Origin of the sequence: Hyphomicrobium sp., from assembly GCF_036262015.1 — a bacterium.
Taxonomy (GTDB): Bacteria; Pseudomonadota; Alphaproteobacteria; order Rhizobiales; family Hyphomicrobiaceae; genus Hyphomicrobium_C.
The window spans coordinates 39919-59800 of the sequence record NZ_DATAJR010000004.1; the positions used below are offsets into that span (position 1 = coordinate 39919).

Sequence of the window (19882 nt, forward strand, 5' to 3'; positions counted from 1 at the left end):
GCCGGCGTACAAACTTTGCGGCCATCTTCTCCAACGCTGCCGGTACCCTCTCAGAGTCCTGTAGCCACCCATCAGCCAGGCGTCCAGACGGAATCGAGGTGAAAACGGGTTCGTGGCTAATTCTATCCGCTACATCCACAACCAGATTGTGGATTTTGCAGTTAGGCCACAACAATGGCGGAGATTTGGCGCCCGTAATCGGGCTCTTTTCGATGTGTTGCTCGCCGAAAGCTGTAGAACATCGATTCGTTCTCATAGGTGCACGGGGCATGGCGCTCGGTTTTGCGTAGTCCAAGCTGATTGAGCCGGTGCATGACGTACGAGGGCAGATCGAAGTGAGGCGTTTTGCGACCCTTCGGTATGGCAAAGAAGCGGGCGTTTCCGGCTTCCGCTTGCTCGAACTCGGCAACGAACTCGGGGCCGACCTCATAGGACTTGGGTCCGATACAGGGGCCGAGCGCGGCAAAAATCCGTGAGCGTTCAGCGCCCAAGCCTTCCATGGCCGCGACTGTGGCTTCCAGAACTCCGCCGATCGCGCCACGCCATCCGGCATGCGCGGCCCCCACCACCTTCGCCTCGGCGTCTGCAAAAAGGACCGGTGCGCAGTCAGCGGTCAGCACGCCGATAACCAACCCGCGCGTGCGGGTGACGAGCGCATCCGCCTTGGGCAGGCTCTCGCGCGGCACGAGCTGGTCGACCACATGCGCGTCAGCGCTGTGAACTTGGTAAATGGTCTGCACGTCGTCGCCGAAGCTGCCGAGATGCTGCGCCACGCGCGAGCGGTTCTCTATGACGGCGACCGGATCGTCCTTCGAGCCCGCACCGCAGTTGAGGCTCGCGTAGAGCCCGCGCGACGTCCCGCCCTGACGTGTGAAGAACCCGTGGCGGATGCCGGGCAGGATGGAAAGACTGTCGGCTTCGAGAGGTGTCAGCATGGGGCTCGCTTTGCCGGTTGGCGTCGAAGCAGTTGCGTCGGTCGGATTTAGGCAAGGCCTGGAAGCGGCGCAAGGTACGCCGAGCGCACGCCGAGCGCCAGGAACCGCGACCCCATTCCGGTGGGAGCCATCAGCCGTTGGATCTGGAGTTCGATCGCGGCCGCCTTCGCCGGATTGGCAGCCATGAGCCGCGAAGCGCGTTCGACGACGCCGAGCTGCCCTAGAAACTGCCCTTGGGGCACAGGCCCGTCGACGGCAAGCCCAGGCGTCTCGAGTGCCAAGCGGCGGAAACGTGCGAAATCAACCTGAAACGACAGATCGGCTTCGCCGGGCGATCGCAGAGGCGGCTCGCTCTTTTGTCCGCGCACGGCTTGAAGGGTATCGGCCGAGGCCGCCGAAGCAGACCCATAGTCGATGAAGAGCGCAGCCGCAGGCCGATCGGCCATAAGACGCGCGAGCGGACGGAAAAAACCAAAATCCTGTATCTCGAGAAAATTACCGTCGCGCGGAGGCGCTTGCGCGGGTTCGGCCCTGCGATCGGGAAGAAGCGTGAAGGTGAGTTCGCCGTCCGCATCTAGACCGACCCCGCGCAGAACGAACTCGCCGTTGTGCGCCTCGTATTGATCTGCCGCGCAGGTATCCAGGAACTCGTTGGCGATCACGATCATCGGCGCTGGGGTGCCGCCGACTGCATCCACGAAGGCTTCGATGGTTTCGCTCCACGACGCAGACACATCATGTGCGGCGATGGCGGTGCGTTGTAGCGGGACGAGCGTTACATTGCTTTCGACCAGGTGCAGATGGAGCGCCTGATGAAAGCCGGGAACGATCCGCGTTGCCCTGAGGGCGTCTGCCATCAACGTGCCACGGCCCGGGCCGAGTTCGACGAGATCCAGCCGCGGCGGCGAGCCCATGTGTTGCCAGACGACTGCGCTCCACAGCCCAATCAGCTCCCCGAAGACCTGGCTGATCTCGGGGGCCGTTATGAAATCTCCCCCCGCGCCAATTGCGGGCTTGCGACGGTAATAGCCGCAGTCGGGATCATAGAGACAGGCCCGCACGTACTCGGAGACCGATATCGGTCCTTCGCGCCGTATGCGATCCTTCAATTTGGAGGCGAGCGGTGTCTCCGGGGGCGTCCCTCCGCTAGCCGCGCTCATGGTCTGGACGAAGCCGCTTGCTGCCGCGCGAGCCAAATCAGGTAGAGACCACCCAACAGCATCGGGAGCGAATAAACCTGCCCGGCCGTGAAAGGTCCGATGTTGAAGAAATGGACTGCGTGCGGCTCGCGAAACACTTCAGAGAAGGACCGCGCCAGCGCGTAGCCGGTGAGGAACGTGCCCGTCACGAGACCTGGCGATTTCAACGCCCCGAAGCTGTGCGTCAACAAGCGTAGGATGACGAACAGCACCAGGCCCTCGAGCGCCGCTTCATAGAGCTGGCTTGGATGGCGCGTGGCAGGCTCGACATCAGGATAGAGGTATTTGGCGTGTGGAAACACCATGGCCCATGGCGCGTCCGTCACCCTCCCGAACAGCTCGCCGTTGATGAAGTTGGCCAGCCGCCCGAAGAAAAGTCCGATCGGAACCGCCGCGGTCACGAGGTCCGTCGTGCTCAGCAGGCTCACGCCATTGTTCCGCGCGAAAGCCCACATGGCCAGGGCGCATCCGATAAAGGCGCCGTGAAAGCTCATGCCGCCCTTCCAGACCGCGAGAATGTCGAGCGGCGCGGCGAGGTAGGTGCTGGGCTCGTAGAGAAACACGTATCCGAGCCGCCCGCCGAGGATGACGCCGAGCGTGATATAGAGAAGCAGATCGTCGACCTTGGCCAGGTTGAAGGGGGGCGTTTCATTGCGCCACAGCTTCGGCTGGCTCAGTAGGCGGCGGATATAGACCCATCCGAGGACGAGCCCCGCGAGATAAGAAAGGCCGTACCACTTGATGGCGAGCGGCCCGATCGAAACGGCGACGGGGTCGAAATCCGGAAAGGGAATGGCGAGGAGGTTCATGGCGTGCCTGGATAAGGGGGAGTAGGACAGTCGGCAGAAAGGCAATCTTGGCTGGTTCACCCGAATTCGCGGCGGGACGCTGCCGGGTCCGGGCATGTGAGTCAAGCGACAGCGAGCCCCGCTTGAACGCCGGGCTCCAAGCCACCATAGTCCGCTCACGCGACAGGAGAAGGCGTTCTGCCCCAGGGCGGCTCCTGTCCCATCGGCATCAAGAATGCCAAAGCGAAGGAAAACAGATGACCCAAACCTCGAACCGCTTGCTGGATGAGTTCGCCAAGCTGATGACCGATGCCGCCGGCGCCGCTCAGGGACTTCGTCGCGAGGCCGAGGGCGTCATGCGCGCACAAGCCGAGCGCATTCTGCAAAGCATGGATGTTGTGAAGCGCGAGGAATTCGAGGCCGTGAAGGCGATGGCGGAGAAGGCGCGGACCGAAAACGAACGCCTTGCCGAGTTGGTGTCGGCGCTGGAGGCGCGCATCGTCGCACTCGAAGGGCGCAATACGACGGTCTAGACGCTCCGATCGTCGCGCCGCCTATCAGGCGCGGCGTGAATCGGCAGCGCAGCAAAAGTCCGCAGCGTGCAGCGGCGTCGCGCGCAATGCGAAGATCGCGCTTTGAAGACGTTGTCGAGTGCACGCGCGCCGTTTCCACATCCAAAGCAGACTTTTCAACATTTCACGCCAAAGAGTTGCGTAAACGCTGCGTCTACGGCCGAAAGCCGCGCTCCGCGGACACATTGATCGTGGACAAGAACGCCATTGCCTTGCGACTCGCACGCCCCTCTGTTTTCGTCGCGGCGAACAGAACGAACGGCCTTCCAGCAAGTTAAAGATCGGGACAAGCCGAAGTTCGCCCCATTCCCGTCATGCGCAGATCATGCTGTGGCGGGATGAGGAAAGCGGCGGGCGCAAGCGCGTCGAAAGGGTTTAAGGAGCCAGAATGGCATCGTCCGACCAGGCCTACGAGCGTGTGATCCACCCGATCGATCTCGTGGAGCAGCTTGCGGCCACTTACGATTGGGCGACGGATCGCACCGGTGATGATGAGTTGACCTTGGTGGTCGGCGGCAACTGGACGGACTATCACATCTCGCTCAACTGGCGCGGCGATCTCGAAGCGATGCATCTGGCCTGCGCCTTCGACTTCCGCGTGCCCGAGACGCGCCTGAACGAGATGTACCGCCTGATCGCACAGATCAATGAGCAGCTCTGGCTTGGCCACTTCGATCTCTGGACCCAGGAAGGTCTCGTCATGTTCCGTCATGCGCTGCTGCTCAATGGCGCCGTCGTGACGCCGGGCCAGTGTGAGGCGATCCTCAAAGCCGCGCTCGAATCCTGCGAGCGCTACTATCAGGCCTTCCAGTTCGTCGTCTGGGCAGGTAAGGAGAGCCGGGAAGCTCTCGTGTCGACCATGTTTCAGACCGAGGGCCAGGCCTAACCGCATCGATCCTTGCGGCGGGCCCGCAAGCTGGTCGATAGGCACATGTCATTCAAATTTGATGGTCCGCTCCTCCTTGTCGGAGCAGGCAAGATGGGCGGCGCGCTGCTCGAAGGCCTGATCGCGCGCGGTCTCGATCCCCATCGCGTACGCGTTCAGGACCCGTCCCCGCCGCCGGAGATTACGGCCCTGCTCGCCAAGCACGGGCTGAAAGCAGAGCCGAAGATCGAAGATCTGTCGGAGCCGCCGGGTGTCATCGTCGCGGCAGTCAAACCGCAAGTCATGGACGCAGTGTTTCCCCCCGTCGCCAGCCTGGCGGGGCCGGGAACGCTGACGATCTCCATTGCGGCTGGGCGCACCCTCAATAGCTTTGAAAAGCACCTCCCGTCGGGGGCAGCGGTTGTGCGCGCCATGCCCAACACGCCAGCCGCGATCGGGCGTGGCATTACCGTCTGCGCGGCGAACACCAATGTGTCGGCGACGCAGAAGCAGCTTTGCTCGGACCTGATGGCCGCCGTGGGGGGCGTGGCGTGGGTAGAAGACGAGTCCGCGATGGACGCGGTGACGGCTGTCTCTGGCTCCGGCCCGGCCTATGTCTTCCTCCTCGCCGAATGCCTGGAGAAAGCCGCAACGGCTGCCGGTTTGGAGCCGGCACTCGCAAGGCAGCTCGCGCGCGCGACGGTTGCGGGCTCAGGCGAGCTGCTGCATCGGTCCGATCTTGACGCAAGCGTACTCCGTCAGAACGTGACGTCGCCCGGCGGCACGACGGCAGCGGCGCTCGGCGTCCTGATGGCCGAAGGCGGGATGGAAGAGCTATTGACGAAGGCTGTGCTGGCTGGAGAGGGGCGCAGCCGCGAGCTGGCGAAGTGATCATGGCGTGTCAAAGCGCACACGCCCGCGGCTACGTGACCTCGTTTAGATCCGAATGAGCCCGAAGGCTCCGGCGATCGGATCCTGACCTCGGTGCGGTGTGAGACGTTTGCCAGCAAGGAGGATAGCCGGCTCGGTCTCGCAACCATCGCACTTCGCGTCGCACCGGAGAGCAAGTGGCGGCCTGCTGATCCGGCTGCTCGGGTATCGACGCCGCTGCAAGTGCAGCATCACCCTCACGCACTTAGGTATGCTATACTGTAACAGTTGGCGCAACGCGGCATTTTTCCCAATCACGCACTTGTGTAGCGCTGCGGCGCAAACAAAAGAGCGGGCTAGCCTCTGACTAACCCGCTCAGAAAAAATAAAATTTTGTCTTTTCTTACAGCGTTTAGTGCGTCGCGCGTGGCACGACATCGCCCACCACGCCGGACGCTGCGTCACAGACGACCTCGTAATCGAGTCCGTTCTGCCGCAGCACGAAACGATAAATGGGGCGCCCGTCAGGGGCGACTTCGGCCTTGTGTCCCATAGCGGCGCCCATGGCGTTGACGGTCTTGGTGCAGGCGTCTGCGCTGGGCGTCTCTTGGGAGACTTTGTCGGGAGCCGCGAGAGCAGGCAGGGAGAAAGTGATCGTGAGTGCAGCGAACGCCGCGCGGATCGGATTGGATCCTGAGGTCATCGGGCAAAACCTCCACTGAACAGGGGTGCCCCTTCACGCCGAAGTGGCACGAAATAACGTTACGAATAAATATGATACAAAGTAACTCAACATCTCGTGAGGGACGCAAGCCCGCGGAGTTGCTGTTAGCCGGCGCGCCAAAAATCGGAAAGGCAGGACCTGTGCTAGGTCGCAATCACATACGCAGAAGCCAACGCGGCCAACGAGGCGGCGCTGACGCCACCGACCAGAAGTCCAAGCCGCGCGCCTCCGATTGAGGTCGCCATCGCCGATTTGGCGACTGTGTTGACGCTCGCGGCGATGAGGATGGCCGTCCCCGCCTCGATTAGACCGACTTGTCCACCGGCGAAACGCGCCATCGAGAGCGTCAGAGCGTCGACATCCGCGATGCCCGACGCCGCCGCCAGCAGATAGAGCCCTGCAGTTCCGGCCTTCTCAGTGAGAAGTTTGGCGACGAGCATGATGATGCCGATGAGGCCAGCAAGCTTCAGCACAGTGCCGAGGTCGAAAGGATTGCGGAGCTCTAACCCCGAGCTCTGGCTTCCGCCCGCTTGTCCGGCCCACAGCAGAACCGCGCTGCCGACTAACGTAACGGCACTCGCCGCCAACGCTGGCCAAAGCAGCGTACCGAGCAGCTCCGGCTTGAGAGCGCCAGCGAGGGCGACGACCCGCACCAGCATCGTTGCGCCCGAAAGCAGGATGCCTCCTGCCAGGAGACGCGTGCTTTCGGGGTGCTCGCGGGCGAGCCGCGAGAAGGACAGCGTCACCGCGGTCGAGGACGCCAAACCTCCGGCAACCGCAGCCACGGCAATCCCGTGCCGGTCGCCGAAAACCCGGATTGCGATGTAGCCCGCGAAGGAAATGGCCGCGATCAGAATGGCGAGCAGCCAGATCTCGCGCGGATTGACGACGTTCCATGGATCGACGGGCCGGTCCGGCAGGATCGGCAACAGGAGAAACGTCATCGCGAGCAGCATGAGCGCGCTGCGCATCTCCGGCCAGGTCAGGTTGCGAACCCAGCTGTGCAGCGGCTCTCGCAGCGCGAGTAGGATGGCCATCGCGACGGCAGCCGCGACCGCGACCGCTTCGTTTCCGAGTGTCGCGTAGGCACCAAGGACGAATGTCAGAATTCCGGCAACCACACCGGTAACGCTGAAGTTCTGTTCGACAGTGGCCTCGTGAAAACTGAAGAGTGTTAGCGCGCCGGTGAATGCCAGAAGGCCCGCGGCGAGAACAAGGGGAGAGCTGACAGTCGATATCAGGCCGCAAACGCCGCCGAGCAAACCGGCCAACGCGAACGTGCGCAGCCCTGCCGTCCGCTGATGATCCTTTTCCTCGCGCGTTTGCCATCCGCGTTCGAGGCCGATGAGAAGTCCGATCGCGAGGGCGACGGCAAGGCGGCGGAAGAGTTCTTCCTGATCCATCGGAACTCTTCCTTACAGAGGCACCGAAATGATGGCTCTGAGACCACCCATTGAGCTTTCGCCAAGCGTGATGTCACCGCCGTGGCTCTTCGCGATGTCGCGCGCAATAGCAAGGCCCAGGCCGCTATTGCCGTCGTCCTGGTTGCGCGAACGATCGATCCTGTAAAACGGTTTGAATACGTTGGCCCGCTCGGACGCGGGGATGCCCGGGCCATTGTCATTGACCTCGATGCGCAGCCATCGGCCTTCCGTTGCGGCGCGGATGACGATCTGATCGCCGTAGCGTACCGCATTCGAGACGAGGTTCGTGATGGCGCGCTTGAAAGCCTGACGCTTGAGCGGAAGGATGATGTCTCCCTTCCGGCGGCGTAGCTTGAGCTCGATCGCGGTGCCGTAGACCTGCGACTCCTCGAGGATATCTTCCAGAAGCTCGGTGAGATTGGTGGGCGTCGCCTCCTCGCCGCCGTCGCCGCGCGCGAAAGCCAGATAGTCTTCGAGCATGTGCTGCATTTCGTCGACGTCCGACTTGAGCGATTGGACCTCAGGTCCCTCGCCCATGAAAGCCAGCTCGAGCTTGAAGCGCGTCAGCACGGTTCTGAGGTCATGGCTTACGCCCGCGAGCATCGTCGTACGCTGCTCCACGTGCTGGCGGATGCGGTTGCGCATCTCGATGAATGCGGCTGCGGCCTGACGGACCTCACGCGCGCCACGGACCTGGAAATCGTCCGGCACGGGCCGGCCCTTACCGAAGGCATCCACCGCTTCGGCCAGCCGTAGAATGGGCCGGATCTGGTTGCGCAGGAACAGAATGGCGACCGTGAGCAGGATCACCGACGAGCCAACCATCCACAGCAGAAAGATATGCGAGTTGGAGGCATAGGTTTGCGTGCGAACGGCGAGGAAACGCAGGATCGCGTCGGTATCACGGACGCGAACCTCGACGTGACGGGATTGTCCAACCGTGTCGATCCAGAACGGGCGCTTGACCTGACGCGAGATCTCGCGTGACAGCGCCCGGTCCAGAAGATCGAAGAACGGTTTCTGACGCGCTTCAGGCAAATCGCCCGGCGGCAGAATTTGCATCGACAGGTTCAGACGGTCGCGCGCGATGCGGATGATGTCGTCGTATTTGTCGGGCTTAGACCCCTCGTAGATGTCGATTAGCGCCGCGATGTCACGAGCAGTGGTTTCGGAGAGGCGCCGCGTGACGTTTTGCCAGTGGCGTTCCATGAAAACGAAGGCGATCACGCCTTCGAGCACCACGATCGGCGCGATGATGATGATCAGCGCGCGAGCGTAGAGGCCCTTAGGCATCATCTCGGCGAACAGGCCGACAAATCCTTGATACAGCGACTTGAACCCTGCGAACCACGGCTTCGACACCTCCGCGAACGACCTGAACGCCTTGCCGGCGCGGTCCGACGCATTGGTGAAGGGGCCAAGGAGGTCCAAGGGCTAGCGTCCCGATTCCGAAGTTCGCCTGTGCCCGACACGAGGTCCCTGAGCGACCGCGCGGCACGGTATGGCAAATTTCTCGATCATCACATTAGTCTGCGTACAAGATATATCCCTTGCCACGCACGGTCTGAAGGTAGACCGGGTTCGAGGGATCGGTTTCAATTTTGCGCCGTAGGCGATTGATCTGCACGTCGATGGCGCGGTCGTTTCCGGTCGTGTCATCGGTCGCTAGTTCATGTCGCTGGATCGGCACGCCGCGCTTTTGGGCGAACTGGCGCAAGAGATCGCGCTCGCGCTCCGTAAGCTTGATGGTCTCGTTGTTGCGCTTGAGCTCGCCGCGCGCGATGTGGAACACGAGCGTTCCCATGCGCACCTCTTCCTGAGGAGGAGGTGCCGCAGGAGCGGATTGCCCCCGTCGCAGGATGTTCTTGAGCCGCAGCAGCAACTCGCGCGGTTCGAAGGGCTTCGGCACGTAGTCATCGACACCGATTTCGAGACCTTCGATGCGATGTTCCGGCTCCGCACGCGCGGTCAGCATGCAAATCGGGATGTCGCGCACGGCCTTGATCTGGCGTGCGAGTTCGAGGCCGCTGATACCGGGCATCATGACGTCGAGGAGAACGATATCGAAATCCAGTCCGCGAAGCGAAGCTTGGGCCATTTCGGCGTCCGCCGCTGTCGTGACGCGGAAACCCTGCGAGTAGAGGTAGCGTGCCAGAAGATCTCGGATCTTGAGATCGTCGTCGACAATCAGCACGTGCGGTGCGTCATCCGGCAAAGGTTCCGGGCGTTGACCGGACATCGAGGTCATTGTCAGTCCTCCTGGGAGATCACGTCGCCCGGACGTGACACCCGGACCAGAGCCTCCACTTGTGCACGGTCTTCGTCGGAAATCATGGCAAGCAAAAAGCGTTTGGTCGCGGCTTCCGCCTCGGGCCCGGCAGTCTGAAGCGCAGCCTCAATGCGTTTGACCTGTAGCGCCGTCAGCTTTTCCGCGAGCCGCGTTCCCTTCAATGTAGCGTAGAGCAGCCGCTCGCGGCGATCTTCCGCCCCCGCCCGCTGCGTGATGAAGCCTTCGCCGATGAGCTGTTTCAGCACGCGCGCCAGCGACTGCTTTGTAATCTTCAGAATCTCAAGAAGGTTGGCAACTCTGAGGCCGGGGTTGCGATGGACGAAATGCAGCACGCGGTGGTGGGCCCGCCCAAAGCCGTATTGTTCGAGGACAGCGTCCGGATCGCCCGTAAAGTCTCGATACGCAAAGAAGAGCAGCTCGACATGCGTAATGAGATCGAGGCGTTCGCTCACGGCATCAGCCTCACCGGCAGCGCCGTCGCGGGACGGACTGTTTCGGCGGGGTACGGACGGGTCGCGAGTTATGTCAGCCATGTTGACATATTTGAAGGCCATTGATACTCCTGGCAAGTCATTTTCAAGGAGCCGCCCGCATTCGACCGGGCGCCGAGAGGAGCGCGAGGCTCCAAAAGCCCGCGCTCGGCGTCGAAATTCGATAAAGCGCGCGGCTCGGCGGCCGCGCGGCATGCGGCGAGCCCAAAACCAGGAGCCGAACAGGACGTCATCATGGCTGAGATCGTTCCCTACCACGATCGCGACGGTTTCATCTGGATGGACGGCAAGCTCGTCCCCTGGCGCGAGGCCAACGTCCATATCCTGACTCATGCGCTGCACTACGGCAGCGCGGTCTTCGAGGGCGAGCGCGCCTACGGTGGCGAGATCTTCAAGCTCACCGAGCATTCTGAGCGTCTTGTCGAGAGCGCACGTATTCTCGAATTCGAGATCACCCAGAGCGTGGCTGAGATCGATCAGGCCTGCCGCGACGTGATGGCGGCCAACAAGCTCGTCAACTGCTACGTCCGCCCCATCGCTTGGCGCGGCAGCGAGCAGATGGGCGTTTCGGCCCAGCAAACCAAGATTCATTTGGCTGTCGCCGCTTGGGACTGGGGCTCCTACTTCCCCATGGAGCAGCGCCTCAAGGGCATCCGCATCGGTTTTGCAAAGTACCGCCGGCCGGATCCTGCGACCGCGCCCACCAAGGCGAAGGCCGCTGGCCTCTACATGATCTGCACCATCGAAAAGCACCGTGCGGAGCGTGGCGGCTATGCCGACGCGCTGATGCTGGACTATCGCGGCCGCGTCGCCGAGTGCACGGGCGCAAACATCTTCTTCATCAAGGACGGCGTCATCCACACGCCGGAGGCGGATTGCTTCCTCGACGGCATCACGCGCCGTACAGTCATCGCGCTTGCGAAGCAGCGCGGCTTCGAGGTGCGCGAGCGCGCGATCATGCCGGACGAGCTTGGCTCGTTCTCGGAATGCTTCATCACGGGTACTGCGGCTGAGGTCACTCCGGTCTCCGAGATCGGCGATTTCAAGTTCAAGCCGGCTCAGATCACAGAGGCGCTGCTCAACGACTACATGTCGCTCGTGCAGCCGAAGAAGAAGGCCGCCGCCGAGTAGGTCGCGGCTGCAGAATTGGAAAGTTGAGCGGGGTGCCTTCCACGAGGTGCCCCGCTTTTCGTTTCCCCTTAAGGCCAGAAGCACTCGTCGAGACAGGCGTGATGACATCTCGCCTGCAGCAACGCCAATCCGGTTCTCCTCGGCGCTGCAGTCAGGACGACGCGATTTCGCCTCCTCGCTCGACAAGCTGCGCGCGCGAGGGCGCGGGCTCGAACCGATCGGCGAAATATTGCGTTTCGTTGGCCACCAGTCCTTCGCGGAACTCCATGATGCTCACTGCGTAAGATGGCACGCTGTCATAGCTCAGTACGAATTCAGTGACCCATAGATCGCCGCTGCCGATAGTCCGCTGGACCGAAAAACGCTTCTTGTTTGGCTGGACGAAGCGGCTCTCTTGAATGTTGTGCCGGCCGCGGATCCGCTCGCCCGATTGCGGATATTCAAGCACAGCATCCTCGCGGTAGATTTCATGTTCGACCATGAAATCGCCCGCGTCCGAAGCATCCCAATGGCGCTTCAGCGCTGCCCGCACGGTTCGATCATCCATCTCAACCTCCCACATGTGCTTCCGCCCTTCATTTCGGGATCACCGAATTCATGCGCTAGACGTGGGGAGCCATTGCCGATAGCGCCAGTCAGATTTCGTCCCCCTCCGCCTCGGAACGAACGTCCACCCGCCGGTTTGACCTGACCGGCCAATTCATCCGTTGCCAGACGGCAAAAAGTGGCAGAAAGTTGGCAACGTGCATCGAGCTACGCGGTCAATGCCATGACGACAGCGCGCAAAGCTTTGATTGGCCTCGCCAGTTTCCTGGTCGTCTTCGGTGCGTCCACACTGGCTGCCGGTCCTGGTCAGGCTCAGGAAGGCCCCGGCGGCGCCATCAATCCCGGCCGCGACTGCCAGACCATCGTTACCTGCAATTATACCAAGGGCGGCAGCTATCGCGGATGCCTGTCGTCCTACAGTTGCCGCGTCTGCCGCTTCGTCGCCTCGAGCTGCACGATCAGTGGGGTGCGCAAACGCTGTTACAAGTCCGTTTGCACCTGGGGTTAACCTGGATGTAGTCCTCTGCCGGAACAGTGCTTTCGAGAGGACGACCAGCTTTGCATGACGTTGCGATCATCGGTGGGGGCCACAACGGCCTGACTGCTGCAGCTTATCTGGCTGCGGCCGGACTCAAGGTCGTGGTGCTGGAAAAAAACGCCAACGTGGGTGGCGCAGCCTTCACCGAGGAGTTTCATCCTGGGTTCCGGAACTCGGTGGCGGCTTACACAGTGAGCCTGCTCAATCCGAAAGTCATTCGCGACCTCGACCTCCATCGCCACGGTCTGCGCATCGTTCTTCGCCCCGTGGCGAATTTCTGGCCTGTCGACGAGCGACGCGCTCTGTTGATGCCTTACGGCCTTGCGGCACGGCAGAAGGCGATTGCGGCATTCTCCGAGCGCGATGCCGCGCGACTTCCCGAGTACGACGCGGCGCTTGATAGAGCCGCCGGCGTTTTGAAGCGGCTCGTGTTGGAAACGCCGCCCAACGCAGGCGGTGGTTTGCTGGAACTCTGGAAAGGCGCGCGCCTCTCGCGTTCGATCCTGGCGCTGCCTCGTGAAGCGCAACGGGACCTCGCTGCGCTGTTCACCGAAAGCGCCTCCGACTTCCTCGCGCGCTGGTTCGAGAATGAGACCGTAAAGGCCGCATTCGCATTCGACGGCATCGTCGGAACGTATGCGGCGCCTTCCACACCCGGTACCGCCTATGTCCTGCTGCATCATTGCTTCGGTGAGGTGAACGGCAAGGCGGGCATGTGGGGCCATGCGGTCGGCGGCATGGGCGCGATCAGCGCGGCCATTGCCAGCGCAGCCCGCGAGAAGGGCGCAGAAATCCGCACCAACGTCGCCGTGCGCGAAGTGGCGATCAAGAACGGCCGCGCCACAGGTGTGGTGCTTGCAAACGGCGAGGTGGTGCAAGCCCGCGCAGTCGCGGCCGCCGTGCCGCCCAAGCTCCTGTTTTCGCGCCTGGTGCCGGAAGGCGTTGCGGAGCCCGCGCTCCACAAGCGCCTCGCGAGCCTAAAATCGGGGTCGGGCACCTTCCGCATGAATGTCGCTCTGTCTGAGCTGCCGGACTTCACGTGCCGCCCAAATCGCGAGGGTACGGATCACCTTGCATCGGGCATCGTCATCGGCCCGACGCTGGACTACCTAGAGCGTGCCTACCTCGACGCACGCCGCGACGGCTGGTCGAGGGAACCTGTGGTCGAAATGCTGATCCCGTCCACGCTGGACGAGACGCTGGCTCCGCCCGGACGGCATGTCGCGAGCCTCTTCGTCCAACACGTGGCCCCGCACTTACCTGCGCCCCGGTCCTGGTCCGATCCCACGGAAAAGGAAGCTTTCGCCGATCTCGTCATCGAGACCGTGACGCGCTACGCGCCGAATTTCAAAACGTCGGTTCTGGGTCGACAGATTCTCTCGCCGCTCGATATCGAGCAGCGCTTTGGCATGATCGACGGCGACATTTTCCACGGCGCACTCTCGCTCGATCAGCTCTTTTCCATGCGCCCCGTTCTGGGCCACGCGGACTACCGGATGCCGGTTCCTGGACTATATCTCTGCGCATCTGGTGCTCATCCCGGCGGAGGTGTCACCGGCGTGCCCGGACACAACGCAGCGCGCGAAATCATTCGTGATTTCAAGGGGTGGTGGTGACAGAGAAGCGCGGATGAACGTTGAAGGACGGTGGATCGATAGACCAACATTATGATTCTAATGAGTAAAAATAAGAAATCGAAAAGGGGCCTTAACCTCTCGTAAAGCGAATAAGTCGAACTTCATCCTTGCACGGCGTTTTCCGGCAGGGGGCCCACCATGGGAAAACTGGCACTTTACGTAGCAATGAAGCGGGACTTGGCGTTTGAATTCGAGCGCGAGCTTAGAGCCGTGCGCAGTCTCATCCTTGGAGTCACGCGCGTATCGGGTTCGGAATATACGATTGATCTCGCGACGTCGGATGGGTTCATCTCAGGCAGTCGCGCCCGCGCTGTTTTCGTAGCCTCGTTTCAGGCAGCGGTTCACGATTCCCTGGTGCGGTACGCTCACGAGTTGGCCCACGAATGCCTTGAGCATGGCCTGGATCAGGAAATCGTCAGCAGCGCCCTGGGCGGACCGGTTGTTCCGCAGTCGATGCGGCAGGCGCCGGCAAACATCGCGCCTGACGGCAACAACACGATCAGATTCCCCGTCTGCGCCTAGATCGACCAAGGGCAGCAAAGCCCTGCGATTAGAGCAATGATGATAAACGGGCACCATGTTCTACCCCATGGCGCCCTGAGTTTGCCACGCGTCTGGCCAACTGTTGGAATGCGCCACCAGCATTGAGGGCCGAACATGCGATTGTTGATTGCCGGCTGGCGCGGGCAAGTGGCTCGCGCATTGATAGAAGCGGCGCCGTCTCGCCCCGAGATCAAAGCGCTCGCGGCAGGCCGTCCCGCACTGGATGTGCGCGACCCCCGCTCCATCGAGCGGGCGTTTGGCGACATCTCGCCGGATATCGTGATCAACTCGGCAGCCTATACCGCCGTCGATCAGGCCGAGGCCGACGAGGATGCGGCGTTCGCGCTCAACCGCGATGGCGCGGCGCTTTTGGCGCGCGCAGCAGCACGCCGCAACGTGCCGGTCATCCACCTTTCAACGCACTACGTCTTCGACGGCGCGAAGCCCTCGCCCTATATCGAGTCCGATGAGACCTGCCCCGCGACGGTCTTTGGCCGGTCCAAGCTCGAAGGGGAGCGCGCCGTCCGGGGGGCAAATCCCCGTCACATCATCATTCGCACCGGATGGGTGTTCAGTCCTGCCAAAGGGACATTCGCGGAGAAAATTCTGGAAGCCGCCGATCGCGGGGAGATCGTGCGTGTTGTCGCCGATCAGCACGGAAACCCAACTTACGCGCCACATCTGGCGTCCGCGATTCTCGATGTGGCGCGCGGCATCGGCACATCGGAGATGGAGCCCGCGTGGGGCACATACCACGCCGCAGGATCAGGCACGGCGTCCTGGCATGATTTTGCCCGCGAGATCGTCATCCAAGCGCCGAACGCCCTACCCAGGTTGATCGAGCCCATAACAAGCAGCGAATATCCGGCTGTCGCGCCGCGCCCGCTCAATTCGGAACTCGATTGCGAGAAGTTCGAGCGCACCTTCGGACTGCGTCTGCCTGCCTGGCAGCAAGGCGTTGCCGATTGTGTCGGGCAACTCTTGAGCCTGCACTAGCGCCTGCTAAACCATGATCGCTCCGGACCCTATCAGTCCGAAGGATGAATCAATCGGTCTCAACAAAGACCTGGAGCGTGATTTCGACTAAATCAAAAAATCACGCTCTAGAGCCCGCGACGCTCGCGCATTTGTAAGAGACGCCAGTCCTGATGCCTTCGCTCGTTCCTAAAATCCTCGCGTTTGCCGTTCTCGCAATCTCAGTTTTTGCATATGCACAGCCGGCTCCCCGGGCATGGTGGTGGGCCATCGCCGTCGGAGCAGCGTTGGCATTGTTCGTATTCGTTCGCGCCTGGTCCGGGCGCCTGTCTACTCTCGCCGGGCCATTGTCGCTCCCTGTGACGACATTCGTCGTCGCAGAGCTGCTCCTTCCCGTTCTCGTCGTAACAGCCGCGCTTGTGGCATGGATAGCAGGCGGCGAGGGCTGGCTCGACGCCGCCATCGTCCTCTCCATCACGCTCGCCTGCGTGTGTCTGATCTAGGTGGCCGTACCTTCACGACGGACCTTCAGCCAAGCCTTGACCGCCATGGCGAGAAAAACAACGAGCAGAACCATCAGCGGGATAGTCAGCCAAGGCTCGAGCCGCTCCGCTTGGCCGGCATCGAGATAACCGAAATGCTGGGCGAGCTTTGCAATTGCGGTCGCGCAGACAGACAGCAGAAACACGTTGCTGACCAGCATGAGGTGTGGCTCCGCACGATAGTACTTGGTCAGGATCGTGTTCTCCGGCGCCTTCGATCCGCCGATCAAAGAGGCGATCGCCAAGGGCAGGATGACGAGTGCAACGAAACCATTGATGAGCAATTCAAGAGACGTGAGCATGGGTGTCCTCCGGCGTCCGAGACGGACTGAGAATATTGGATCACCGTTAGTCTCGTTGCTTTCCCTCGCCAGTTCCGCGTGGCACACACGGCCCGATCTTTAAGGTTCGCGGCTCCAAGTCCCTTTAATCCCGGCAAAACTCTGCTAAACACGCGCCATGTTGGAGATTACGGACAAAATATCGATCGACGATCGTGAGCTGGAGGAGCGCTTCATCCGCGCTTCGGGTCCGGGCGGGCAGAACGTCAACAAGGTCTCGACGGCGGTGGAACTGCGCTTCGACGTGCGCCACTCGCCGAGCCTGCCGTTGGCCGTGCGCGATCGCCTCGTCGTGCTCGCCGGCCGCCGCATCACTGACGACGGCGTGCTTGTCATTCGCGCCGAGCGGCACCGCACGCAAGAGCGCAACCGCGAGGATGCACGCAATCGCCTCGCGGAGCTCGTGCGCGAAGCACTCTATGTGCCGAAGAAGCGCGTCGCCACCAAGCCGAGCCGAGCCGCCAGGGCCCGTCGCGTCGACAGCAAGGTCAAGCGCGGCTCCGTCAAAAAGCTCCGCCAATCCCGCCCATCCGTTGACTAGAGCCCGGAATGCTCCGTTTCGCCGCCAATCTCAGTTTCATGTTCACTGAACTGCCCTTCCTCGACCGCTTCGCGGCGGCCGCGCGCGCGGGCTTCAAGGGGGTCGAGTTCATGTTTCCATACGCGACACCGGCGGAAGAGATCCGCGCGCGCCTCGACGACAACGGGCTCTCGCTCGTGCTGTTCAATCTTCCGCCGGGCCACTGGGATAAGGGCGAGCGCGGTTACGCGGCGCTACCCGGCCGCGAGGATGACTTCGCCTCGGCCGTCGATTTGGCGCTCACCTATGCCGAGACCCTCAAGTGCCCGCGCCTTCATTGCATGGCAGGGCTCACGACCCACGGCGCAACGCGCGAGGCTTACGTGGCGAACCTTCGGCTTGCCGCCGAATGGGCTGCGCCGCTGGGCGTCGATATTCTGATCGAGCCGATCAATACGCGTGACATGCCGGACTACTATCTGACGCGCACGGCGGAGGCGCGGGATGTCATCGCCGAAGTCGGCGCGCCGAACCTCGGCCTGCAGTTCGATCTCTATCACCGCCACGTCATGGAGGGCGGTGTCGAAGCCGCCATTGCTGAGTTCGCGCCTCTCACGCGTCACTACCAGTGCGCCGATCCGCCGGATCGCGGCGAGCCGAGCACGCGCGAGATCGACTACGCGCGCCTCTTTGGCGCCATCGACGCGACGGGCTACACGGGCTGGATCGGCTGCGAATACAAGCCGCGCGCAGGCACCGAAGCGGGCCTCACGTGGCCCGCCGCCTGCGGCGTCACCCTGGGCTAGTCATTTGCCTAGGTAGGCTTGCTTGGCCGCTTTTGACCCTTAGCGGACACCAGAGATGTCGCCAGTGACAGCGGTATTCGCCGATGCGTCATTGCGCGCTGAGGCGCGACCTCAGACTTGGACGGCGCACCTGTTTGCAGCCGCACGAAGGAATGCCATTTCGCGGCTCAATCACGAGTAGCGGGAAGAGCCTCTGGCGCGACGGCCTTGCGGTAAAGGTGCCATGTGGCGTGGCCTAGGATGGGCATAGCGAACACCAGCCCGAGAAAGCCCGTGAGCACGGAAAGCAGCAGAAACACGCCGATGATGAGTCCGAACAGCAGCATCGGTCTGGGATTCAGGGTCACGGCGCGGACGCTCGTAATCATGGCCGTGACGAAATCGACGTCCCTCTCGAGCACGAGCGGAAATGAGACGACCGAGAGCGAGAAAAGGACGATCGACAGGATCGTGCCGATGACATTTCCAACCAGCAGGAACATGAGGCCCGGGGTGGTGGTCAGAACGGTGTGAATGAACGCCGGGAGCGTTGCCGACATGCCGCTGTAGCCCAGGAACAGGGCCATCAGAAGCCGCACCTGATACATCCACATGATGAGCACGAAGATGGTCATGAAGCCCATCCAGCGCACCTCGCTGCGGCCTGTCACCGTGCGCAAGATTGCACCGAAGGACAGGTCGTCGCCGCGCTCGAGGCGACGGCTCACTTCGTAGAGCATTGCCGCGAGGCTCGGACAGACGAGCGCGAAACCGGCCGCGATCGGATAGGCGAAGTAGGGCATGCCCGCAAAGAAAAGAGTGGCGATCACGGCAATGCCGATAAGGGCGCAGATCCCGCCGAGGACCAAGCCATAGAGAGGTGCGGCCTGGAAATCGCGCACGCCACGAGCCAGCGCGTCGATCACGTCGCTGGTTGTGATCCTGCGGACGACCGGATCCTGTTTTCCGGAAAGTGTCTGCGTCTCCACCGGTTGTCCCAGCTCCTGCTCCTTGTGCCGCTCGCGATTGGGCAACCAACGCTAGCATCTCGGGAAGCGCGCAGAGCTGATCCGGATCAAGGGGGGCGAGAGCCGTGCTGGCGGAAGATCATCTCCAATGCACAGCGAGAGAGATCGAGCCGAGCTTTCTCGGGTTCGCTAGGCGGGCGGCGAAACCGCGCCGGTCTCGACCAGCGCCTTCAGCATCGCCGCTGCGCCACACTGCTTGGACACGGCGTTCGCATCCCACACGTTGTCGGCGACGAACTTGCCCTTCGTGTAGTGATTGGAGAAGCTCCACAGGTACGGTGTGTTTATCTTGTAAAGCAGGCGGCTGCGCCAGCCGTTGTAGGCTTCCCAGCGGTAGAGCATGTTTGCGAGGCCCCAGTCTGGCTTCTCGTCGAGCTTGTCGTAGCGGAGCGCGTCGCACGCACTCGACACCCAGTCGGACGGCGGCAGCCACGGATTCGGCCGACCCTTGGGAACCTGCCACGTCCTGGCCTTGAGGGAGTCGCCGTTATGCAGATGCGACGTCATATCGAAGCTGCATTCCATGCCGTGGATGATCGCCGTGAAGTACCACGGCACGCAGGTTTCCTCGGCCACCGCTTCGTACGCCTTGCGCCGCGTCGGGTCGGTGATTTTCGAGACGTACCACATCACCTCCGACCGCTTCTCGGACTTGACCTCGCACGTCGCGAACAGCTTCCTGTAGTCGTCGGCGATCACCTCGAACTTCGGTGCCGCGATAGCGGCGGCCGATGGGCCCTCGGGAATGTCGCGTTGGGCTCGTTCGGCATTGCGGCTCGTGCGCAGAAGCTCGGACGCCCGGTCGATCAGGCTATCGACGTCGGCCGAGGTGACGCCGCGCGCATCCGGCGCCGACGACGTGACGCTGTCCATGAAGTCGACGATGGCCGGCTGGATTTCGGAGAAGTCCTCCGAGGCCGAAGCCGGCGCGAGGCTCATGCGCGGGACAGACAACCCGAGCCGCTGCGCTTCCTCGGACAGGTTGCTCAGCGCCGACCACGTGCCGCGTCCTTCTTGCGCGAAGGCGGACGAGAGGTCGAGCCGCGCCGCGAGCGGAAGCGCCATCGCGGCGGCAAACCCTGCGCCCAGCTGGCGGCGGTCGAGTGTGACCCGTGTCATGCTCTTGTCCTCGTCTCTC

General features: G+C 62.4%; 23 protein-coding genes. 11 read left to right on the plus strand and 12 right to left on the minus strand.

Annotated elements, in window-relative coordinates; genetic code table 11:
• Positions 1 to 161: 161 nt before the first annotated feature.
• The 3 genes from pgeF to lgt are packed head-to-tail and all read right to left on the minus strand — an operon-like array spanning position 162 to position 2943.
• Positions 162 to 935, minus strand: a complete 774-nt coding sequence (gene pgeF, locus VHO05_RS01160) for a peptidoglycan editing factor PgeF (protein WP_329644775.1) — start codon at positions 933 to 935, stop codon at positions 162 to 164.
• Positions 936 to 982: 47 nt separating this feature from the next.
• A complete protein-coding gene (locus VHO05_RS01165; RefSeq protein WP_329644776.1) occupies positions 983 to 2095 on the minus strand; it encodes a class I SAM-dependent methyltransferase in 1113 nt (370 codons plus the stop codon).
• Positions 2092 to 2943, minus strand: a complete 852-nt coding sequence (gene lgt / locus VHO05_RS01170) for a prolipoprotein diacylglyceryl transferase (protein WP_329644777.1) — start codon at positions 2941 to 2943, stop codon at positions 2092 to 2094. The genes VHO05_RS01165 and lgt overlap by 4 nt, the downstream gene beginning before the upstream one ends.
• Before the next feature lie 236 nt (positions 2944 to 3179).
• On the opposite strand from lgt, the gene VHO05_RS01175 reads away from it, so the two are divergent.
• The 3 genes from VHO05_RS01175 to proC all read left to right on the plus strand — a co-directional run bounded on the left by VHO05_RS01175 (position 3180) and on the right by proC (position 5250).
• Complete coding sequence (locus tag VHO05_RS01175; protein ID WP_329644778.1) at positions 3180 to 3455, plus strand: accessory factor UbiK family protein; 276 nt, start codon at positions 3180 to 3182, stop codon at positions 3453 to 3455.
• Positions 3456 to 3882: 427 nt separating this feature from the next.
• On the plus strand, positions 3883 to 4380 hold the full coding sequence (locus VHO05_RS01180) for a YbjN domain-containing protein (protein ID WP_329644779.1): 498 nt from the start codon (positions 3883 to 3885) through the stop codon (positions 4378 to 4380).
• A 45-nt stretch (positions 4381 to 4425) separates the two neighbouring features.
• Positions 4426 to 5250 (plus strand): pyrroline-5-carboxylate reductase, encoded by an 825-nt coding sequence (gene proC, locus VHO05_RS01185; protein ID WP_329644780.1) that lies wholly within the window; start codon positions 4426 to 4428, stop codon positions 5248 to 5250.
• A 391-nt stretch (positions 5251 to 5641) separates the two neighbouring features.
• Here proC and VHO05_RS01190 read toward each other — a convergent pair whose 3' ends face one another.
• The 5 genes from VHO05_RS01190 to VHO05_RS01210 all read right to left on the minus strand — a co-directional run bounded on the left by VHO05_RS01190 (position 5642) and on the right by VHO05_RS01210 (position 10221).
• Positions 5642 to 5932, minus strand: coding sequence for a hypothetical protein (locus VHO05_RS01190; protein ID WP_329644781.1), 291 nt, complete (start codon positions 5930 to 5932; stop codon positions 5642 to 5644).
• 164 nt (positions 5933 to 6096) lie between these two features.
• Complete coding sequence (locus VHO05_RS01195) at positions 6097 to 7356, minus strand: MgtC/SapB family protein (RefSeq protein WP_329644782.1); 1260 nt, start codon at positions 7354 to 7356, stop codon at positions 6097 to 6099.
• Positions 7357 to 7368: 12 nt separating this feature from the next.
• Positions 7369 to 8706 (minus strand): ATP-binding protein, encoded by a 1338-nt coding sequence (locus tag VHO05_RS01200; protein WP_414653681.1) that lies wholly within the window; start codon positions 8704 to 8706, stop codon positions 7369 to 7371.
• A 196-nt stretch (positions 8707 to 8902) separates the two neighbouring features.
• Positions 8903 to 9625, minus strand: coding sequence for a response regulator transcription factor (locus VHO05_RS01205; RefSeq protein ID WP_329644784.1), 723 nt, complete (start codon positions 9623 to 9625; stop codon positions 8903 to 8905).
• Positions 9626 to 9627: 2 nt separating this feature from the next.
• Positions 9628 to 10221 carry a MarR family winged helix-turn-helix transcriptional regulator gene (locus VHO05_RS01210; RefSeq protein WP_329644785.1) on the minus strand — a complete coding sequence of 198 codons (594 nt, stop codon included), beginning with the start codon at positions 10219 to 10221 and terminating at the stop codon, positions 9628 to 9630.
• Positions 10222 to 10392: 171 nt separating this feature from the next.
• On the opposite strand from VHO05_RS01210, the gene VHO05_RS01215 reads away from it, so the two are divergent.
• Positions 10393 to 11289 (plus strand): branched-chain amino acid aminotransferase, encoded by an 897-nt coding sequence (locus VHO05_RS01215; protein ID WP_329644786.1) that lies wholly within the window; start codon positions 10393 to 10395, stop codon positions 11287 to 11289.
• Between the two features lie 151 nt (positions 11290 to 11440).
• Here VHO05_RS01215 and VHO05_RS01220 read toward each other — a convergent pair whose 3' ends face one another.
• On the minus strand, positions 11441 to 11836 hold the full coding sequence (locus VHO05_RS01220; protein WP_329644787.1) for a nuclear transport factor 2 family protein: 396 nt from the start codon (positions 11834 to 11836) through the stop codon (positions 11441 to 11443).
• A 222-nt stretch (positions 11837 to 12058) separates the two neighbouring features.
• Between VHO05_RS01220 and VHO05_RS01225 the strand changes: the two genes are divergently transcribed.
• The 5 genes from VHO05_RS01225 (at position 12059) to VHO05_RS01245 (ending at position 16031) form a co-directional block, all read left to right on the plus strand.
• A complete protein-coding gene (locus tag VHO05_RS01225) occupies positions 12059 to 12343 on the plus strand; it encodes a hypothetical protein (RefSeq protein WP_329644788.1) in 285 nt (94 codons plus the stop codon).
• 50 nt (positions 12344 to 12393) lie between these two features.
• Positions 12394 to 13989, plus strand: coding sequence for an NAD(P)/FAD-dependent oxidoreductase (locus VHO05_RS01230; RefSeq protein ID WP_329644789.1), 1596 nt, complete (start codon positions 12394 to 12396; stop codon positions 13987 to 13989).
• 159 nt (positions 13990 to 14148) lie between these two features.
• Positions 14149 to 14532: a hypothetical protein gene (locus tag VHO05_RS01235; protein WP_329644790.1), complete on the plus strand. Its 384-nt coding sequence runs from the start codon at positions 14149 to 14151 to the stop codon at positions 14530 to 14532.
• 135 nt (positions 14533 to 14667) lie between these two features.
• Positions 14668 to 15549 (plus strand): dTDP-4-dehydrorhamnose reductase, encoded by an 882-nt coding sequence (rfbD, locus tag VHO05_RS01240; RefSeq protein WP_329644791.1) that lies wholly within the window; start codon positions 14668 to 14670, stop codon positions 15547 to 15549.
• A 152-nt stretch (positions 15550 to 15701) separates the two neighbouring features.
• Entirely contained in the window at positions 15702 to 16031 is a 330-nt protein-coding gene (locus VHO05_RS01245; protein ID WP_329644792.1) for a hypothetical protein, read from the plus strand.
• On the opposite strand, the gene VHO05_RS01250 is transcribed toward VHO05_RS01245, so the two are convergent.
• On the minus strand, positions 16028 to 16372 hold the full coding sequence (locus VHO05_RS01250; RefSeq protein ID WP_329644793.1) for a hypothetical protein: 345 nt from the start codon (positions 16370 to 16372) through the stop codon (positions 16028 to 16030). The two genes, VHO05_RS01245 and VHO05_RS01250, sit on opposite strands and share 4 nt — an antisense overlap.
• 157 nt (positions 16373 to 16529) lie before the next feature.
• Here VHO05_RS01250 and arfB point away from each other — a divergent pair, with 157 nt between their 5' ends.
• Positions 16530 to 16952 carry an alternative ribosome rescue aminoacyl-tRNA hydrolase ArfB gene (gene arfB, locus VHO05_RS01255; RefSeq protein ID WP_329644794.1) on the plus strand — a complete coding sequence of 141 codons (423 nt, stop codon included), beginning with the start codon at positions 16530 to 16532 and terminating at the stop codon, positions 16950 to 16952.
• A gap of 8 nt (positions 16953 to 16960) precedes the next feature.
• Complete coding sequence (gene otnI, locus VHO05_RS01260; protein WP_329644795.1) at positions 16961 to 17737, plus strand: 2-oxo-tetronate isomerase; 777 nt, start codon at positions 16961 to 16963, stop codon at positions 17735 to 17737.
• A gap of 167 nt (positions 17738 to 17904) precedes the next feature.
• Here the strand turns inward: otnI and VHO05_RS01265 are convergent, their stop codons facing one another.
• Both VHO05_RS01265 and VHO05_RS01270 read right to left on the minus strand, forming a co-directional pair.
• Positions 17905 to 18705: a DUF2189 domain-containing protein gene (locus tag VHO05_RS01265; protein ID WP_329644796.1), complete on the minus strand. Its 801-nt coding sequence runs from the start codon at positions 18703 to 18705 to the stop codon at positions 17905 to 17907.
• Positions 18706 to 18873: 168 nt separating this feature from the next.
• Positions 18874 to 19863: a hypothetical protein gene (locus VHO05_RS01270; protein WP_329644797.1), complete on the minus strand. Its 990-nt coding sequence runs from the start codon at positions 19861 to 19863 to the stop codon at positions 18874 to 18876.
• Positions 19864 to 19882 lie beyond the last annotated feature (19 nt).